The organism is Pseudomonas sp. TR47, from assembly GCF_044143025.1.
In the GTDB taxonomy this organism is placed as follows: Bacteria; Pseudomonadota; Gammaproteobacteria; order Pseudomonadales; family Pseudomonadaceae; genus Aquipseudomonas; species Aquipseudomonas putida_E.
This window is the reverse complement of the sequence record NZ_JBHFCS010000004.1, coordinates 75,490-92,911: the sequence shown is the minus strand read 5'-3', so window position 1 is coordinate 92,911 and position 17,422 is coordinate 75,490. Positions and strand designations below refer to the sequence as shown.

General features: G+C 63.5%; 15 protein-coding genes. 10 read left to right on the top strand and 5 right to left on the bottom strand.

What is annotated here, in order from left to right; all coding sequences use genetic code 11:
* Positions 1–5: 5 nt before the first annotated feature.
* The 4 genes from ACEWE8_RS05995 to ACEWE8_RS05980 all read left to right on the top strand — a co-directional run bounded on the left by ACEWE8_RS05995 (position 6) and on the right by ACEWE8_RS05980 (position 4,664).
* Positions 6–911, top strand: a complete 906-nt coding sequence (locus tag ACEWE8_RS05995) for a LysR family transcriptional regulator (RefSeq protein WP_046785582.1) — start codon at positions 6–8, stop codon at positions 909–911.
* A 71-nt stretch (positions 912–982) separates the two neighbouring features.
* Positions 983–2,245, top strand: coding sequence for an aspartate aminotransferase family protein (locus ACEWE8_RS05990; protein WP_395589233.1), 1,263 nt, complete (start codon positions 983–985; stop codon positions 2,243–2,245).
* Positions 2,246–2,430: 185 nt separating this feature from the next.
* Complete coding sequence (locus ACEWE8_RS05985) at positions 2,431–3,657, top strand: MFS transporter (protein WP_046785584.1); 1,227 nt, start codon at positions 2,431–2,433, stop codon at positions 3,655–3,657.
* An 89-nt stretch (positions 3,658–3,746) separates the two neighbouring features.
* A complete protein-coding gene (locus ACEWE8_RS05980; protein WP_046785585.1) occupies positions 3,747–4,664 on the top strand; it encodes a pyridoxal-phosphate dependent enzyme in 918 nt (305 codons plus the stop codon).
* Between the two features lie 51 nt (positions 4,665–4,715).
* Here the strand turns inward: ACEWE8_RS05980 and ACEWE8_RS05975 are convergent, their stop codons facing one another.
* A complete protein-coding gene (locus tag ACEWE8_RS05975; RefSeq protein WP_046785586.1) occupies positions 4,716–5,174 on the bottom strand; it encodes a metallophosphoesterase family protein in 459 nt (152 codons plus the stop codon).
* A gap of 236 nt (positions 5,175–5,410) precedes the next feature.
* On the opposite strand from ACEWE8_RS05975, the gene ACEWE8_RS05970 reads away from it, so the two are divergent.
* Together ACEWE8_RS05970 and ACEWE8_RS05965 are read left to right on the top strand one after the other, a co-directional pair.
* Positions 5,411–6,508: a carboxynorspermidine decarboxylase gene (locus ACEWE8_RS05970; RefSeq protein ID WP_046785587.1), complete on the top strand. Its 1,098-nt coding sequence runs from the start codon at positions 5,411–5,413 to the stop codon at positions 6,506–6,508.
* A gap of 32 nt (positions 6,509–6,540) precedes the next feature.
* Complete coding sequence (locus ACEWE8_RS05965; protein WP_039602482.1) at positions 6,541–7,785, top strand: saccharopine dehydrogenase family protein; 1,245 nt, start codon at positions 6,541–6,543, stop codon at positions 7,783–7,785.
* A 77-nt stretch (positions 7,786–7,862) separates the two neighbouring features.
* On the opposite strand, the gene ACEWE8_RS05960 is transcribed toward ACEWE8_RS05965, so the two are convergent.
* A complete protein-coding gene (locus tag ACEWE8_RS05960) occupies positions 7,863–8,909 on the bottom strand; it encodes a class I SAM-dependent methyltransferase (RefSeq protein WP_046785588.1) in 1,047 nt (348 codons plus the stop codon).
* A gap of 230 nt (positions 8,910–9,139) precedes the next feature.
* Here ACEWE8_RS05960 and ACEWE8_RS05955 point away from each other — a divergent pair, with 230 nt between their 5' ends.
* The 3 genes from ACEWE8_RS05955 to ACEWE8_RS05945 all read left to right on the top strand — a co-directional run bounded on the left by ACEWE8_RS05955 (position 9,140) and on the right by ACEWE8_RS05945 (position 13,527).
* Complete coding sequence (locus ACEWE8_RS05955; protein ID WP_046785589.1) at positions 9,140–10,360, top strand: putative DNA modification/repair radical SAM protein; 1,221 nt, start codon at positions 9,140–9,142, stop codon at positions 10,358–10,360.
* Positions 10,351–11,193 carry a TIGR03915 family putative DNA repair protein gene (locus tag ACEWE8_RS05950; RefSeq protein ID WP_046785590.1) on the top strand — a complete coding sequence of 281 codons (843 nt, stop codon included), beginning with the start codon at positions 10,351–10,353 and terminating at the stop codon, positions 11,191–11,193. Before ACEWE8_RS05955 ends, ACEWE8_RS05950 begins: the two co-directional genes overlap by 10 nt.
* A 165-nt stretch (positions 11,194–11,358) precedes the next feature.
* Positions 11,359–13,527, top strand: coding sequence for a TonB-dependent siderophore receptor (locus ACEWE8_RS05945; protein ID WP_046785591.1), 2,169 nt, complete (start codon positions 11,359–11,361; stop codon positions 13,525–13,527).
* Positions 13,528–13,602: 75 nt separating this feature from the next.
* Here ACEWE8_RS05945 and ACEWE8_RS05940 read toward each other — a convergent pair whose 3' ends face one another.
* The 3 genes from ACEWE8_RS05940 to ACEWE8_RS05930 form a co-directional block, all read right to left on the bottom strand.
* Positions 13,603–14,574, bottom strand: coding sequence for a biotin-dependent carboxyltransferase family protein (locus tag ACEWE8_RS05940; protein ID WP_046785592.1), 972 nt, complete (start codon positions 14,572–14,574; stop codon positions 13,603–13,605).
* Complete coding sequence (locus ACEWE8_RS05935) at positions 14,571–15,458, bottom strand: allophanate hydrolase subunit 1 (RefSeq protein ID WP_046785593.1); 888 nt, start codon at positions 15,456–15,458, stop codon at positions 14,571–14,573. The genes ACEWE8_RS05940 and ACEWE8_RS05935 overlap by 4 nt, the downstream gene beginning before the upstream one ends.
* Positions 15,459–15,549: 91 nt before the next feature.
* Positions 15,550–16,308, bottom strand: coding sequence for a 5-oxoprolinase subunit PxpA (locus ACEWE8_RS05930; protein ID WP_046785594.1), 759 nt, complete (start codon positions 16,306–16,308; stop codon positions 15,550–15,552).
* A gap of 119 nt (positions 16,309–16,427) precedes the next feature.
* On the opposite strand from ACEWE8_RS05930, the gene ACEWE8_RS05925 reads away from it, so the two are divergent.
* Positions 16,428–17,345: a LysR family transcriptional regulator gene (locus tag ACEWE8_RS05925; RefSeq protein WP_046785595.1), complete on the top strand. Its 918-nt coding sequence runs from the start codon at positions 16,428–16,430 to the stop codon at positions 17,343–17,345.
* Positions 17,346–17,422: the final 77 nt, after the last annotated feature.

The following is a 17,422-nucleotide window of genomic DNA, read 5'->3' as shown; positions in this document are numbered from 1 at the left end:
AGAACATGGACAACTACTCACAACTGCTGGCCTTCCTCGGCGCTGCCGAACACGGCAATTTTTCTGCTGCGGCGCGTGCTTGCGGCATGACCCCGTCGGCCATCAGCAAGCTGATCTCGCGCCTGGAAGACCGCCTGCAGGTGCGCCTGTTTCAGCGTGGCACCCGCAGCCTGACGCTGACCGAGGAAGGTGCCGCCTACCTGGTCAGTGCCCGTGCAGTCAGCAATGCCATGGCCGAAGCCGACTCGCTGGCCGAGGCGTTTCCTACCCGCGTCAGCGGCACGCTGCGGGTCCACACCATGACCACCTTCGCCAAGCACCAGATCATCCCCTGGCTGCCGGAGTTCCTGGCTGCCTACCCGGGGCTGACCGTGGATATCCAGGTTGGCGCGCAGTTCAGCGACCAGTTCGACCAAGGGCTGGACGTGGCGATCCACAGTGGCGTGCTGCCCGACTCCTCGCGCATCGCCCGCAAGATCGGCCAGAGCCGTTGGATCCTCTGTGCATCGCCCGCCTACCTGGCCGCGCACGGCACACCTGCACACCCTGGGCAGCTGTTGCAGCACACCTGTTTTTCCTTTGGTTTCAGCAGCGTGTGGAACACCTGGGGGTTCGTGGTCGATGGCCAGGCCATCACCGTACCGGTGGTTCCCAAGGCCACGTTCGCCCAGGGCGACCTGCTGCGCGACCTGGCGCTGGGCGGTGCCGGCATCGTGCGCCTGGCGGAGTTTCATATTGGCCAGGACATCCAGGAGGGCCGCCTGGTCCCTCTGCTGCAGGCATACGCCCAGGACAGCGTCGAACCGCTCTACATGATCTACACCAATCGCAAACACCTCAGCCCGCGAATCCGCGTATTCCGCGACTTTCTCGAACAGAAGCTCGCCAGCAGCCCGTGGAACACCCGCTGAGGGGACGAAATCCTGCCAGCAGAACCTGACCCGCCGTCAGCCCTGCTGCGCACCATTACACAGAGGTACTCATGCGCAATCTCGTAGGCGATGTTTCCAGCGCCGCCCGTATCCTGCCGGCACTCGACGGTCAGGCCCTGTTCATCCGCAACGGCAAAGGGCCGTACCTGTGGGATGACCAGGGCCAGCGCTACATCGATACCGCACTGGGCTTCGGTGCCGTACTGCTCGGCCATGCCGATGACAGCGTCAATGCGCAGGTGGCCCAGGCCCTGGGCGACTCCGCCTCGCCCTCTTGGGCCCACGTGCGCGAACATGCTGCAGCCAGTGCGCTGGCAGCGCACACCGGCGCACTCAGCCGCGTGATCTTCACCAACTCCGGCAGCGAGGCCGTGCACCTGGCCTGCCGCGCTGCCCGCGCTTACACCGGGCGCGGGCGAATCGCCAAGATGGCAGCCGGTTTCGACGGCTGGTTCGACGATGTCAGTTTCGGCAACGTCGGCTCGCCCGAAGCCGCGTTCGCAAATGGCGAGCGCCCCTCGACAGGCCGTACCACACTGCTGCGTTTCAACGACTTCGACGATGTGGAGCGGTTGTTCGCGCAGGACGAGGACATCGCTGCCGTGCTGCTGGAGCCGATGCTCGCCAATGCCGGCTGCATCATGCCGGCGCCAGGTTACCTGCAGCATGTGCAGGCCGTGGCTCATCGTCATGGCGCACTGGTGATCAGCGACGAAGTGCTGATGGGCTTTCGCCTGCATGCCGGCCTGGCCAGCCTGCAGGCAGGCCTTGACCCGGACATCGCCAGCGTCGGCAAAGCCATCGACAACGGCGTGCCGGTATCGGCCATCGTCGGCAAACCGCACATTCTGGCGGGCTTCGAAGAGGGCAAGGTGCTGCGCGGCGGAACCTTCAGCGGCAACCCGATGGCCTGCGCAGCGGTGCTCGCCACGCTGGCAAAACTGGACAGCGCCGCTTACCCACAACTGATCGAGCGTGGCGAGAAGCTGCGCCACGCCGTGCAGGCGATCTTCAAGGCCCAGGGCATCACCATCAGCACCAGTGGCTACGGCAACGTGTTCGCCATCTGGCCGTCCGAACGCGCGCCATCCGACTATGAAGAAGCCGCCGCGTTCGCCGACGCCGCGTTCAGCCAGGCGCTGCACCTGGCGCTACGTGCCGAGGGCGTGCTGGTGATGCCCTCGCCGTATGGCCGTATCTACCTGTCGTTCGAGCACAGCGATGAAGTCGTCGATCAGATAGCGCACGCGTTCGAAGCAGCAGCAGCGCGACTGGCACCACGTTTTGCAGGGGGTGGCGTCAACACCCGATGACGTGAGGGTGCAGCACACAAGCAATCAGAAAGGCGCCTGCATGGGCGCCTTATCAATCGCACTGATGATCACTATCGAAAGACCCGCCTGTCGGCCTGGCAGACAGGCCCCGTATACTCCTCCCCGAATTCTCCCCGCTCCACGCGCCTGCTCAAGGCGACACTCCCCTTCTGGAACCCCGCACCATGTCAAATACCAGCCCGGCCCCAAGTGGCCTCCCCGAACACAGTCAGCAAAGCGTCAAACAGCAGTGGCTGGCGATACTCTCGGTCGCCGTGGGTGCCTTCGCTTTGGTGACCAGCGAGTTTCTGCCGGTAGGCGTATTGAACGATGTCGCCAGTGACCTAGGCATCAGTGCAGGCCACGCCGGCCTGATGGTCACCCTGCCCGGCATCATGGCCGCCCTCGCCGCGCCCTTGCTGTCGGTGGGCATCGGTGCACTGGACCGGCGCTATCTGCTGATCGGCCTGACGCTGATCATGATCATTGCCAATGCGGTGGTGGCCTACGCCAGCGACTTCAACCTGCTGCTGTTCGGCCGCGTTTTGCTGGGCATCAGCATCGGCGGTTTCTGGGCTACCGCCATTGCCCTGAGCGGCCGCCTGGCACCCAAGGGGGTGGGCGTTGCCCAGGCCACCTCGATCATCATGGTCGGTGTGACCCTGGCCACTGTACTGGGCGTGCCGGTAGGCACCTGGCTCAGTGGCCTGCTGGGCTGGCGCATGACTTTTCTGGTCACCGCCCTGGTAGGCGTACCGGTGCTGCTGGCGCAGATCCTGCTGCTGCCGCGGCTCAACCCGGACAAGGCCATCCGCATCAGTGACCTGCCGGCGCTGTTCATCAACCCACAAGCCCGGGTGGGCCTGATTGCGGTATTGCTGATCGGCCTGGCGCATTTTGCCGCCTACACCTACGTCGCGCCCTTCTTCAAACAGAATTCCGGTTTCGATGGGCCGACCATCGGTTCGCTGTTGCTGCTGTATGGCGTGGCCGGGGTGATGGGGAACATTTTTGCCGGTTTCGCCGCCAACCAAAGCGTGCGTCACACCCTGTTGCTGGTCGCGTTGATGATCGGCATCAGCACCGCCCTGTTCCCCCACTTCGCCACTGGCATGACTGGCGCGGCGATGCTGATCGCGCTCTGGGGCTTCGCCTTCGGCGCCTTCCCGGCCTGTGCCAGCATCTGGATGTTTGTCGTTGCACCCAAGGATGTCGAACGCGGCATGCCACTGTTCGTCGCCATGTTCCAGGTGATCATCGCGCTGGGCTCGTTCTTCGGCGGGCAGATCGTCGACCAGTTGGGCAGCTCGGTGCTGCTGAGTCTGGCCACGGCGCTGGTGGGCTGCGGGTTCGTCACGGTGCTGGTGCTGGGGCGCAGCGTCAGCAATAGCGCTGTGGCCGAGGCTTGCTGACAGGCAGGGTGCAATCACCACGAATTCAACGACATACACCTGGCATCCCGCGTTACCATTGACCCCTACCCGAAGCATGGAGCTACGCGATGACCCTGCATATCCACACCCCTCTGATCGAATCCCGCCCGCTGTCACTGGCCGCTGGCCGCTCGATCTGGCTGAAGCTCGACGCGCTTCAGCCCTGTGGCTCGTTCAAGCTGCGCGGGGTGGGCCATGCCTGCGAAGTGCACCATGCCCGGGGCGCCCGCCACTTCGTGTCCTCGTCCGGTGGTAATGCCGGCCTGGCGGTAGCCTACGCCGGGCGCCAGCTGGGTGTGCCGGTCACGGTGGTAGTGCCTGAGACCACCACCGAACGCGCCAAGGAACTGTTGCACCAGGAGGGTGCCAAGGTGGTGGTGCATGGCAGCTCGTGGCAGGAGGCCAACGCGTTGGCGCAAACCCTGGTCGGGCCGGACGATGCCTTCATTCACCCCTTCGATGACCCGCTGCTGTGGGCCGGGCATGCCAGCCTGGTGGATGAAGTTGCGGCAACCGGGTACAAGCCCGATGCGGTGGTGTTGTCGGTGGGCGGCGGCGGCCTGCTCAGTGGCGTGGTCGAAGGGCTCAGGCGCAACGGCTGGAACGATGTCCCTGTGCTGGCGGTGGAAACCGACGGGGCGGCCTCGCTGCACGCGGCGGTACAGGCAGGTCACCCGGTAGAGCTGGAGCGCCTCACATCGGTGGCGACCTCGCTGGGCGCCAAGCGTGTTGCCGACCAGGCCCTGGCGTGCGTGCAGGAGCATCCGGTGCACAGTGTTCTGGTCAGTGATCGCGCGGCGCTTGAAGCATGCGAACGGTTTCTGGCGGACCACCGGGTGCTGGTGGAGCCTGCCTGCGGGGCGGCATTGGCGTTGGCTTATGAGGCCGCGAAGCTGGACGGTTACCAGAATGTGCTGGTGGTCGTTTGTGGGGGGGCTACGGCCACGCTGAAACAGATTCAGGACTGGTTGAAGCAGATCGCCTGAAGTTGCCTTCACGGCCCTGATCGCCGGCAGGCCAGCGATCAGGGCAGAGCATCACCCAAGCAATTGAATGATGCGCGGCGCCAGATGCTCGCCCTCGATGTCAATGACCGCCACCGTGACCGGCAACTTGAACCGCCGCGGCCCGGCACTCCCGGGGTTCAGGTACAAGCGCCCTTGCCGCCAGTCGATCAATGGCTTGTGCGAATGCCCAGTGATCACCACGCGCACCGCCTCATCCAGTTCGGCCGGTACATCGGCAATGTCGTGCACCAGCAGTGTCTGCCACCCCTGCATGTCGAAGTATCGCTGATCGGCCAATCGAGCTGCCCAGGGCAGCGTCAGGTCGTTGTTGCCGCGCACCACCTGCACGGGCGCCAACGCCTGGAGTGCCTCAATGATTTCAGGCTTGCCGATATCACCGGCATGCACGATCAGTTCGCAACCGGCCAGCGCATCAAGCGCCTCGGGCCGCAGCAAGCCGTGGGTGTCGGAGATGACGCCAGTTTTCATTCATGGCTCCTGTGCGGGTCTGCTGCGTTGCAGCTACTCATCGGATTCTCCTTCAAATGCGCAGCCGGTGATTAGGATGGTCATACTGGCCTGTTCCAATGAGCTCGCCGCAATCGGAAAAATTCCGGCCTGTCGGCAACGACCTCGACGAAATGCATATCTCGCCCTTTCGGTATGCAGCAAGTGAAGGCACAATGCGTGTCCTTTTTTTGGCCGGCCTGGCCGGGGGCCTTTAAATGATCAAGACGCCGTATTACCTCATCGATAAAACCAAGCTGCTGAGCAACATGGAGAAGATCGCCTACGTGCGCGAACACTCCGGTGCCAAGGCTCTGCTCGCCCTCAAGTGCTTCGCCACCTGGTCGGTCTTCGACCTGATGCAGCAGTACATGGACGGCACCACGTCCTCGTCGCTGTACGAGCTCAAGCTCGGCCGCCAGAAGTTCGCCGGCGAGACCCACGCCTACAGCGTGGCCTGGGCCGACGACGAGGTCGAGGAAATGCTCGAGAACTGCGACAAGATCATCTTCAACTCGATCGGCCAGCTGCAGCGCTTCGCCGAGAAGTCCGAAGGCAAGGTCCGCGGCCTGCGCGTCAACCCGCAGGTGAGCAGCTCCGACTACCTGCTGGCCGACCCGGCCCGCCCGTTCAGCCGCCTCGGTGAGTGGGACCCGGAGAAGATCGAGAAGGTCATCTCGCAGATTTCCGGCTTCATGTTCCACAACAACTGCGAGAACGGTGACTTCGGCCTGTTCGACAAGATGCTGACGCTCATCGAAGAGCGCTTCGGCCACCTGCTGCACAAGGTCGAGTGGGTCAGCCTGGGTGGCGGCATTCACTTCACCGGTGAAGACTATGCCGTCGATGCGTTCTGCGCGCGCCTGAAAGCCTTCGCGCAGACGTACGGCGTGCAGGTCTACCTGGAGCCGGGCGAAGCGGCCATCACCAACAGCGCCTCGCTGGAAGTGACCGTGCTCGACACCCTGTACAACGGCAAACACCTGGCGGTGGTCGACAGCTCGATCGAAGCACACCTGCTCGACCTGCTGATCTACCGGCTGAACGCCAAGATGGCCCCCAACGATGGCGAGCACACCTACATGGTCTGCGGCAAATCGTGCCTGGCCGGCGACATCTTCGGCGAGTACCAATTCGATCGTCCGCTGGCCATCGGCGATCGCCTGTCGTTCATCGACACGGCGGGTTACACCATGGTCAAGAAAAACTGGTTCAACGGTTTGAAGATGCCATCCATCGCGGTCAAGCAGCTCGACGGCAGCGTCGAAGTGGTGCGCGAGTTCGGTTTCGAAGACTACGTTTCCAGCCTGTCGTAAGACCGGCTATCAAGTAAGGAGCAAGGGATAAATTGAAGAAGAACGTTCTTATCATTGGTGCAGGAGGTGTCGCCAAGGTGGTGGCCCACAAGTGCGCGCAGCATAACGACGAACTCGGTCGTATTGCCATTGCGTCGCGGAACATCTCCAAATGCCAGGCCATCATCGACAGCGTCAAGGCCAAGGGTAGCCTCAAGGTACCCGCCGACATCCAGGCCTTCTCGCTCAACGCCCTCGATGTCGAGGCAACCAAGGCACTGATCCGCGAGACCGAATCGCAGATCGTGATCAACGTGGGCTCCGCCTTCCTCAACATGTCGGTGCTGCGTGCCTGCATCGATACCGGTGTCGCCTACCTGGACACCGCGATCCACGAAGAACCGGGCAAGATCTGCGAGACGCCGCCCTGGTACGGCAACTACGAGTGGAAACACCTCGAAGAATGCCAAGAGAAGAACATCACCGCCATTCTCGGCGTCGGTTTCGACCCGGGTGTGGTGAACAGCTACGCAAAACTGGCGCAGCAACAGTATTTCGACAGCATTGATTCGATCGATATTCTCGACGTCAATGCCGGGTCCCACGGTAAGTACTTCGCCACCAACTTCGACCCGGAAATCAACTTCCGCGAGTTCACCGGGCAAGTATGGAGCTGGCAGAACAGCCAGTGGACCAGCAACACCATGTTCGAGGTCAAGCGTACCGACGACCTGCCGGTCGTGGGTTCGCAGAACCTGTACCTGACAGGTCACGACGAGGTCCACTCGATCTCGAAGAACCTGAACGTGCCGAACGTGCGCTTCTGGATGAGCTTCGGCGAGCACTACATCAATGTGTTCACCGTGCTGAAGAACCTTGGCCTGCTTTCCGAGCAACCGGTCAAGACCGCTGAAGGCCTGGAAGTGGTGCCGCTGAAAGTGGTCAAGGCCGTGCTGCCTGACCCGGCTTCGCTGGCCCCGGGCTACACCGGCAAGACCTGCATCGGTGACCTGGTCAAGGGCACCAAGGATGGTCAGCCGCGTGAAGTGTTCATCTACAACGTGGCCGACCATGAAGAGGCCTACGCCGAGACTGACAGCCAGGGTATCTCCTACACCGCCGGTGTACCGCCAGTGGCTGCAGCCCTGCTGGTTGCCCGTGGCGAGTGGGATGCCAAGCGCATGGTCAACGTCGAGGAGCTGCCAGCCGAGCCGTTCCTCAAGGCGCTGGACGTCATGGGCCTGCCGACCCGCGTGAAAGATGAAAAAGGCGATCGTCCTTGGGACGCTGAAGCCTAAGCAGCAAGAGAAGGGGCGCCAACTGGGCGCCCCTTCTTTTTGTCTGCACCGGCCTCATCGCCAGCATTGATCTACGCCTACTTCCTGGCTTCCAGTATCAGGTTGAACGGTGTCTGTGTCGCCCGCCGGAACTGCGTGAACCCCGCCTCCTCGAACACCGCCCGCAAGCGCGCCTCCCCGGCCTGTGCGCCCAGCCCCAGCCCAACCTCCTGAGACAGCGAATTCGGTGTACAGATGAATGTCGACGCGGCATAGAACAGGCGACCGACCGGCGTCAGGTTGCCGTCCAGCGTGTCCTCGGCATAGGGTTCCACCAGCATCACCGTGCCGCCGGGCTTCAACGCCTGGTAGGCATGCCGTGCAGCGCCAACGGGGTCGCCCATGTCGTGCAGGCAATCGAAGAAGCACACCAGATCATGATCGCTGCCCGGGTAATCCTTGGCCGACGCCTGCTGGAAACTCACCCGCTGGGTCAAGCTGGCCTCACTGGCGCGTTCGCGGGCCGTGCTGATGGACGGCGCATGGTAGTCATAGCCGATGAAGGTCGATGCCGGAAACGCCTGAGCCATGACCAGCGTCGAAGCGCCATGCCCGCAACCGACATCCGCGACCTTCGCGCCGGCCTGCAGCTTGGCCACCACACCGTCGAGCGCCGGCAGCCAGTCGGCCACCAGGAAGGTGCGATAGCCGGGCCGGAAGAAACGCTCGGTACCGCTGAACATGCAGGGGTGATGGTCGCCCCAGGCCAGCCCGCCATCACCGCGCATGGCAGCCACCAGCTTGTCCTTGTCATGGAACAGCGCGGCCACCACCGCCGCGCCACCCGCCATATAGGCCGGTGAGTCCTCCAGCGCCAGTGCCATGGCCTGTTCCTCGGGCAGCACGAAACTGCCCTGGTCATGGACCATATAGCCGGACGCGGCCTGGGCGTTGAGCCATTCGCGCACCAGCCGTGGGTGGCAGCCGGTCCGGGCCGCCAGCACCTCGGGGGTGACCGGCTGGCTATCGGCCATGGCCCGGTACAACCCCAGTTCGTCGCCAAGTATCACATTGGCCAGGGTCGCCGCAGCGCCCATGTCTCCCACCAGCTTGCCCATGAAATCATGAAGCTTTGCCTCGTCCATGACCTGCCCTCCTCTGCAAGAAGGCCACCGTCAGCGAGGGATGTCCGGTCCGGGGTCGCGGTGGTCGGATTAAGGTGTGAGAGCCCGCCGTGATGGAAACCGCGGCGGGCTGTTTGTAAGTTTAGATGTCCTGACTGAGCGGGTCGGAACGTTTGACAGGGCTGCTGCGCACTTGCATTCAGTCCATTCTCAAAATACTGTATGGATATTCAGTATCACGAGACACCCTCATGCAGCTCATTGCCAAGCTTGGCATCCTCGCCGATGCCGCCAAGTACGACGCGTCCTGTGCCAGCAGTGGCGCGCCCAAACGCAGCTCGCGCGGCAGCGAGGGCCTGGGCGCCACCAATGGCATGGGCATCTGCCACAGCTATACACCGGACGGGCGCTGCGTTTCGCTGCTCAAGGTGCTGTTGACCAACTTCTGCCTGTACGACTGCCAATACTGCGTCAATCGCCGCTCCAGCAACGTGCCGCGGGCACGTTTCACGCCCGAGGAGGTGGTGCGCCTGACCCTGGATTTCTACCGGCGCAACTGCATCAGCGGCCTGTTCCTGAGCTCCGGCATCATCCGCTCGGCCGACTACACCATGGAACAGTTGATCCGCGTGGCGCGCCTGCTGCGTGAGGAGCACAACTTCCGGGGTTACATCCACCTCAAGACCATCCCCGACGCCGACCCACTGCTGATCGAGGAAGCCGGGCGCCTGGCCGACCGCCTCAGCGTCAATATCGAACTGCCCACCGATGCCAGCCTCAAGCGCCTGGCCCCGGAAAAACACGCCCACACCATTCGCCAGGCCATGGGCGTGATCCACCAGGGGCAGCAAGCCGTGGCGGGCGAACCGAAGGCACCGCGTTTCACCCCGGCCGGGCAAAGCACCCAGGTCATCGTCGGCGCCGACGCCACTGACGACAGCACACTGCTGCGCAACGCCGAGTCGCTGTACCAGGGTTACGGCCTCAAGCGCGTGTATTACTCAGCCTTCAGCCCGATACCCGACAGCCCCGGCAGCGTGCCGCTGGCAGCCCCACCGCTGCTGCGCGAGCACCGCCTGTACCAGGCAGACTTCCTGTTGCGCGGCTATGGCTACAAAGCGGGTGAGTTGCTTGGCCTGGAGGGTAACCTGGCGCTGGACATAGACCCCAAGCTTGCCTGGGCGCTGGCCAACCGTGAGGTGTTTCCGCTGGATGTGAACCGTGCCGAGCCGGCACTGCTGGCACGCATCCCCGGCATCGGCCTGCGCAGTGTGCAGCGGCTGGTGGCGCTGCGCCGTGAACGGCGCGTGCGCTACGACGACCTGATCCAACTGCGCTGCGTGCTCGACAAGGCCCGGCCATTCATCATCACCAGCGACTACCGCCCAGGCCAGGCGGAGCTGCGCAGCGGCCTGCTGCGCGAGCGCCTGCGTGAACCACAGGCACCTGTGCAGATGGGGTTGTGGGGGTGATCGCGCTCGGCTGTGACGAGCACTTCAGCACCTGGCGCGACCAGGCCCGCACGCTGCTCGGGCACGGCATCGACCCGGCGCAAGTGACCTGGTCGCAAGGCCCGATCGACGACCTGCTGGCGGTGCCTGCCCCCCTGCCAGACGGGCCCGGCCCGTTCCGCGCCAAGGTACCGGCAGCGCTGTTGAGCCTTTTGGAACAGGCATCGCGCTACCGGGGCGAGCAACGCTGGAACCTGCTGTACGAAGTGCTCTGGCGCGTGGCCCACGGTGACCGCACGGCAATGCTTGCAGGCGACCGCCTGGGCAGTGAACTGCACGGGCGTATAAAGCAGGTCAGCCGTGAAGCACACCACCTGCATGCGTTCGTACGTTTCGTGCCGTTGCCGCCAGCACTTGCCGAGCAGCTGCAACTGGACCTGGTCGCCTATCACGAGCCGGCCCATGACATTCTGCTCAGCGCCAGCGCGCACTTCGCTGACCGCCTGGGGCGCCAGCGCTGGTTGATCGCCACACCGGGGGACGGTATTCGCTTCGACGGCCAGGGTTTCGAATATCAGCGGCACTGCCCGGACGCTTGGCGGCAGTGGGCGCGCAATGCCGACGACCCGGGTGCCGAGCTGTGGCGGACCTACTACCGCCATACCTTCAACCCCGCCCGCCTCAACCCGGATGCCTTGCGCCTGCACATGCCGGGGCGTTTCTGGCGACATTTGCCAGAAGGCATGCTGATCCCGCAACTGGAAGGGTTGGCGCGCCAAGGCAAGCAACGTGATGGCCAGGCAGCGGAAGTGGCTGTGCAGCAGGGCAAGACGATAAACCGCGCTGAACCCTGATCCCCTCTGCACGAAGCCGCCTGGCCACCGCCACAAATGTGAAAAAAAGGTAAAAATTCCTACATCCCAATCTTTCAAGGGCAGGCAAATCCTGACAAACTGATTGTTAATCGTTCTCATAAACATCTTTAATAACGTTTAACAATGTACAGGAACCCACCCCCCATGCCGTCGCCACTCGCGCCCTCGCGCAATTTCCCTGCCCGCAACCTGCTCGCCATGGCCGTGTGCATGGCCATCGTCACACCGGCCCTGGCCGAAGACGACCAGCCCACCACGCTGGTGTTGGGCGCCACCGAGATCAGCTCCGATCGGCTGGGCAGCACCACCGAGGGTTCGCAGTCCTACACCACAGGTTCCATGGCCACCGCCACCAAGCTGCCATTGAGCCTGCGCGAAACGCCGCAGGCGGTGACCGTGATCACCCGTCAGCGCATGGACGACCAGGCGATGACCAGCATCAACGACGTGGTCAAGGCCACGCCAGGGCTGTTCCTTGACTATTCCGGCGGTCCAGGTCGGCAAAACTACATCTCGCGTGGCTTTGACATCGACAACCTGATGTACGACGGCATTCCGAGCGGTTACAAGCCCTACACCGTGGGCGCCCAGCCTAACCTGGCCATGTTCGACCGCGTCGAGATCGTCCGCGGCGCGACCGGCCTGATCACCGGCTCCGGCAACCCTTCGGCGGCCATCAACCTGGTACGCAAGCGTCCGCTGGCCGAACAGAAGGTCACCCTGACCGGCGCCGCTGGCAGCTGGGACGACTACCGCGGCGAAATCGATGCCTCCAGCCCGCTCAACGACAGCGGCACACTGCGCGGCCGCGTGGTGACGTCATACCGGGGGGCCAACAGCTACATCGATGATGTCGAAGAAGACCACGGCCTGTTCTATGCAATCACCGAGGCGGACCTGTCCGAAGACACCACCCTGACCCTCGGCTTCTCTCACCAGAAAGACCAGACCAACAACTTCTGGGGCGCCATGCCAACCGCCCTGAACGGCCACCACATGGACTTCTCGCGTTCCTACAACCCAGGCAGTGACTGGGAAAACAAGGACCAGGAGATCAACACCGTATTCGCCGAAGTGCAGCAGCGCCTGGCCAATGACTGGAAACTTCAGGTCAACGCCAACTATTCCCAGCAGGACGGCACCTTCACCGGCTCCTACCAGTCGCGCTGGGCAGGGCTCAATGCGCCGCTGTCCCGCACGGCCTACCAGTCCAAGCACCAGGAAAACCAGGCCGGCCTTGACGGCTTCGTCAGCGGCCCGTTCCAAGCCTTCGGCCGCACCCATGAATTGGTGGTGGGCGCCAGCAAGCGCATCTACGACATGGACACGCGCAACTACAGCCCGTACGACACCAACTGGCCGATCAATGCCGGCAAGCCGAACTTCGTGCACACCAACAACGTACGCGAAGTCACTACCCAGGAAGGTGTGTACATGACCACCCGCCTGAGCCTGGCCGATCCGCTGAAGCTGATCCTGGGCGGCCGCCTGGACTGGTATGACTATGACAACAAGGAAAGCGCCAGCGCCGATTACAAGGTCACGCGCAACGTCACTCGCTACGCGGGCCTGATCTACGACCTGGACGATCATCACTCGGTGTATGTCAGCTACAGCGACATCTTCAACCCGCAGGAGTACAAGGACGCTTCCGGCAGCCCGCTCAAGCCGGTCGAGGGCAAGAACTATGAAATCGGCGTCAAGGGCGAGTACTTCGATGGCGCCCTCAATGCCAGCGTGGCGCTGTTCCGTATCGACCAGGAAAACCGTGGCGTTTCGCAGACCGACCTGGCCGGCTGCAGCGACCCTACCAACTGCTACGTCGCATCCGGCGAAGTGCGCAGCCAAGGTATCGACATGGAGCTGCAAGGTGCGCTGACCCGCAACTGGCAGGTCGGTGCCGGCTACACCTATGCCCGCGTCCACACGCTTAAAGACGCCGCCAACCCCGGCAACGTCAACCAGCGCTTCGACACCGACACCCCGGAGCACCTGTTCAAGCTGACCACCACCTACCGCTTCGAAGGCCCGCTTGAGAAGCTGCGCATCGGCGGCAACATCTCCTGGCAGAGCCGCATCTACAACGACTTCACCGTTGCCGATGGCAGCGAGTACCGCCTGGTCCAGGGGTCGTACGCGGTCACCGACCTGATGGCCGGCTACCAGGTCAACAAGCACCTCGACCTGCAGCTCAACGCCAACAACGTGTTCGATCGCAAGTACTACTCGGCCGTGGCCACCTCGGTCAACTATGCCGGCGACACCTGGGGCGCGCCGCGCAACATGATGCTGACGGCCAAATACAGCTTCTGACCTGACGGGTTGCCAGCCTGTACCGGACGCTTCGCAGCACAACCCGCGAAGACGCCGGTACAGGCACCCCGCGAATCAGCTGAACAATTTGCTCAGATACCCCAGCCTTTTCTTGTAGGACCGCCGCGCCTCAAGCGCATCCTCCATGCTCACCGGCAGGAACCGCGCCTGCTGGTTCGGCTGCATCTGCCCGATCAGGTCCAGGTCGGCGCTGATCACCGTGCCGATCATGGCGTATCCACCGCCAGACACCGCATCGCGGTGCAAAATGATCGGCTCCAGCCCGGCTGGCACTTGTATCGAGCCGATCGGGTAGCAGCTGTCGACGATATTGGACGGGTCCGATCCTGCGCCGAATGGCTGCTCTCGCGGCTGGAAAGTCAGCGCGTTTCCGCCTTTGTAGCGGTAGCCGATGCGGTCGGCCTCGGAGCCCACCGTCCAGGCATCGGTGAAAAAGCTTTTCGCCGCAGCATCAGTCAGGCGGTGGAAGTACAACCCCGGCACCACGCGCAACACCACTTCCCCTCCCAGTGCCTGGCGCAGCGCCATTGGCAAACTGGCTCCGGCACGGGCTTTGGCGCTGGGTACACCGACCGGCAATACATCGCCTGCCAGCAGCTTGCGGCCGTGAAAACCGCCCAGCGCGCCCAGGGCGTAAGTGGACCGGCTACCCAGCACTTCTGGCACATCGATGCCGCCCGCAACTGCCAGGTAAGCACGTGCCCCGGCTGTGGGGAAGGCGAAGCGCAGCACCTGGCCTGCCCTGACTGCAAACGAAGTGTCAGGGCGCTGTTCGCGGCCATCGAGCAGCACCGGCATCTGTGCGCCACACACCGCCACTACGGCATCCTGCAGAAACTCCAGCTCCGGCCCCACCAGCGCACATTCAAGGCCAGCAGTACCCGCCGGGTTGCCGACCAGCTGATTGGCGGCGCGCAACGCATATTGATCAAGCGCACCGGAGGGCGGGATACCCAGGTGGTAATAGCCTTCACGGCCCAGGTCCTGTACCGAGGTTGCCAGGCCAGGTTTGAGTACCTTGATCATGCCAGCACCTCCTGCAACGACTTGGGATAGCCGACCGGGTCGGCCAGGAAAGCATCGAGGGAAAACTCTACCGGGCGAATGCGCAGGTCGAAACGGCCGTCCTCGACATCCGCCACCGCCTGGTCGTAGGCCTGACGGTCGATGGGTTTGAACTGCACGATGTCCCCTGGGCGGAAGAACACCATGTGCTCCTTCAGGTAGTTCAGGCCCTGCTGCGGGTCGTAGATCGGCGCCGGGGTAACGCCGAACATCTGGTAGCCCCCTGCCCCGCGCACCGAATAGATGCAACCGAAACAACCGCCGTGGCCCAAGGTCAGCTTTGGCGTGTCGGTGCGTGGGCGCAGGTACTTGGGCACCTGCAACTGGCGCTCGCGCTCGACCATCTGGAACATGAACGGCAGGCCGGCGACGAAGCCGACCATCGACACGAACCAAGGCGCGCCACTGTGCGCGGCGATGAACGCATCGACATCGGCCAGGCCATTGATGCGCGCCGCGTATTCGAGGTCGGTACTGTTCGGGTCCTGGTGGCGGTCGCGAAAGCGCATGAGGGTTTCATGGGTCCAGGGGTCGTTGTACAGCACCGGGATCTCGATGATCCGGGTGTGCAACGCGCGTTCGGCAACCGCCTCGGCCTCTGCACCGCGCACCGCTGCAAGCAGCACATCGGGGGCGATGCGGTCGGGGTCGAAGCGGATCTGGAACGAGGCGTTGGCCAGGCAAATGTCCAGCACGCCCTCCAGCGCCAGGCGCTCCACCGCCCGGGTGACGGCCATCCCTTTGAAGAAGGCCTGGAGCGACATGCTGTCGCTGACCTCGGCAAACAGGTGCTCGTCGGCACCAAAGCTGTAGCGGATCGGGGTACTGGCAAGCGGCTCGGCCATGTCTGCTCCTTTTTTGGAATCTTTATCGTAAGGCAGGCAAAAACAATGCAGTGCAGCGGCACCGGTGTCTGGGCACCGGGTGCCTTGAACCTCAACGGGGCGTGCGCACCTCGATGCCAGCGGCGTCCAGCGCTGCGCGTGTGGCTTCGACAAGGTCGAGCGCGCCGGGAGTATCACTGTGCAGGCAGATCGAGTCGAATTCGATGGCCAGGTCCTGGCCCTCGACCGTGCGTACCACGCCCTCGCGGCAAGCCCGCAGCACGCGCTCGGCGACCGCCTGCGGCTCATGGCCACGCACATTGCGGGTAAACACGATGGAGCCGCTCAGGTCGTACTCGCGGTCAGCATAGAACTCACGCACCACCGGCTGGCCAAGTGCCTGCGCAACCCGGCAGATCACCGAGCCAGGCATGCAGTACAGCAACAGCTGCGGCTCGATCACCTGCAGGTTCTGCACCAGCAACCGGGCGGCTTCCTCATCACGGGCCAGGTGCATGTACAGGGCACCATGGGGCTTGATGTGTTGCAGTTTCACGCCCTGCGCACGGGCGATTTCACGCAGCGCGCCCAACTGGTAGAGCATATCGTCGACCAGTTCCTGAGCCGACGCGTTGATGTGCCGGCGGCCGAACCCGACCAGGTCACGAAACCCCGGGTGAGCGCCTACCGCCACGCCCAGCGCCTTGGCCCGTTCGACGGTGCGACGCATGGTGCCAGGGTCGCCGGCATGAAAGCCGGTGGCGATGTTGGCCGAACTGATGAAGGCCATCAGTTCGTTGTCGACGCCGTCGCCGATGGTCCACGGGCCGAAACCCTCGCCCATGTCAGAATTGAAGTCTACTGCCTGCATGCCTACGCTCCCGGTGCTTGTGACGGTGTGAAGGTCACGTTAGATTCTCCACAACCCCCTTGGGAAGATCTATAAACAGATAGGGTGTCTTCTGAAAAACAGATACCCAGGAGTCTCCTGTGTCACTGACCTTGCGCCAGGTTCGCTACTTCGTCGCCACCGCCGAGATCGGCCAGATCTCCCAGGCCGCCATCCACCTCAACATTTCCCAATCGGCGGTCACTACCGCGATCAAGGAACTGGAGGCAATGCTCGGGGTGTTGTTGTTCCAGCGCTCGGCGCAAGGCATGAGCCTGACCGATGCGGGCCGGCATTTTCTCAACCGCGCCTATGTGATCCTGCGCAGTGTCGATGACGCACTCAACAGCCCGCTGCCGGACGTGCGCGCCAGTGGCTTGCTGCGCCTGGCGGCGAGCTACACGGTGATCGGCTATTTCCTGCCGCACCACTTGCAACGCCTGGAACACTGGCACCCGGACGTAAACCTCCAGGTACACGAGCAGGAGCGCAGCGCCATCGAACAAGGCCTGCTGGAAGGCCGCTTCGACATGGCGGTGGTGCTCACCGCCAACCTCACCCACCCGGATATCGTGTCCGAAACCCTGTTCAACTCCGAGCGCCGGCTGTGGCTGCCCAGCCACCATCCATTGTGCGAGCGCTCTACGGTCAGCCTGGCCGATGTTGCGCGTGAGCCGTTCATCCTGCTGACCGTGGACGAAGCCGAGCAGAGCGCCATGCGTTACTGGGAGCTGGCCGGCCAGCGGCCCAGCGTGCGGGTGCGCACCAGTTCGGTCGAGGCGGTGCGCAGTATGGTCGCCAATGGCAGCGGCGTGGCGATCCTGTCGGACCTGGTGCACCGGCCCTGGTCGCTCGAAGGCAAGCGCATCGAAACCGTGACCATCAGCGACCCGGTAACGCCCATGAGCGTGGGCCTGGCCTGGCACCGCGAGCGGGCATTCAGCCCGGCGATGCAGGCCTTGCGCGACTACTTCCATGGTGCTTTCCTGGCGCCGCAACAGTTGTCGGCTCGGCGCTGAATGGCCAGGGCCTTGAGACCTGAGCCGAACGTTCCGGCGCCGTCGTCGTCATAACTTGGCCGGTGCCGCCACGCAGA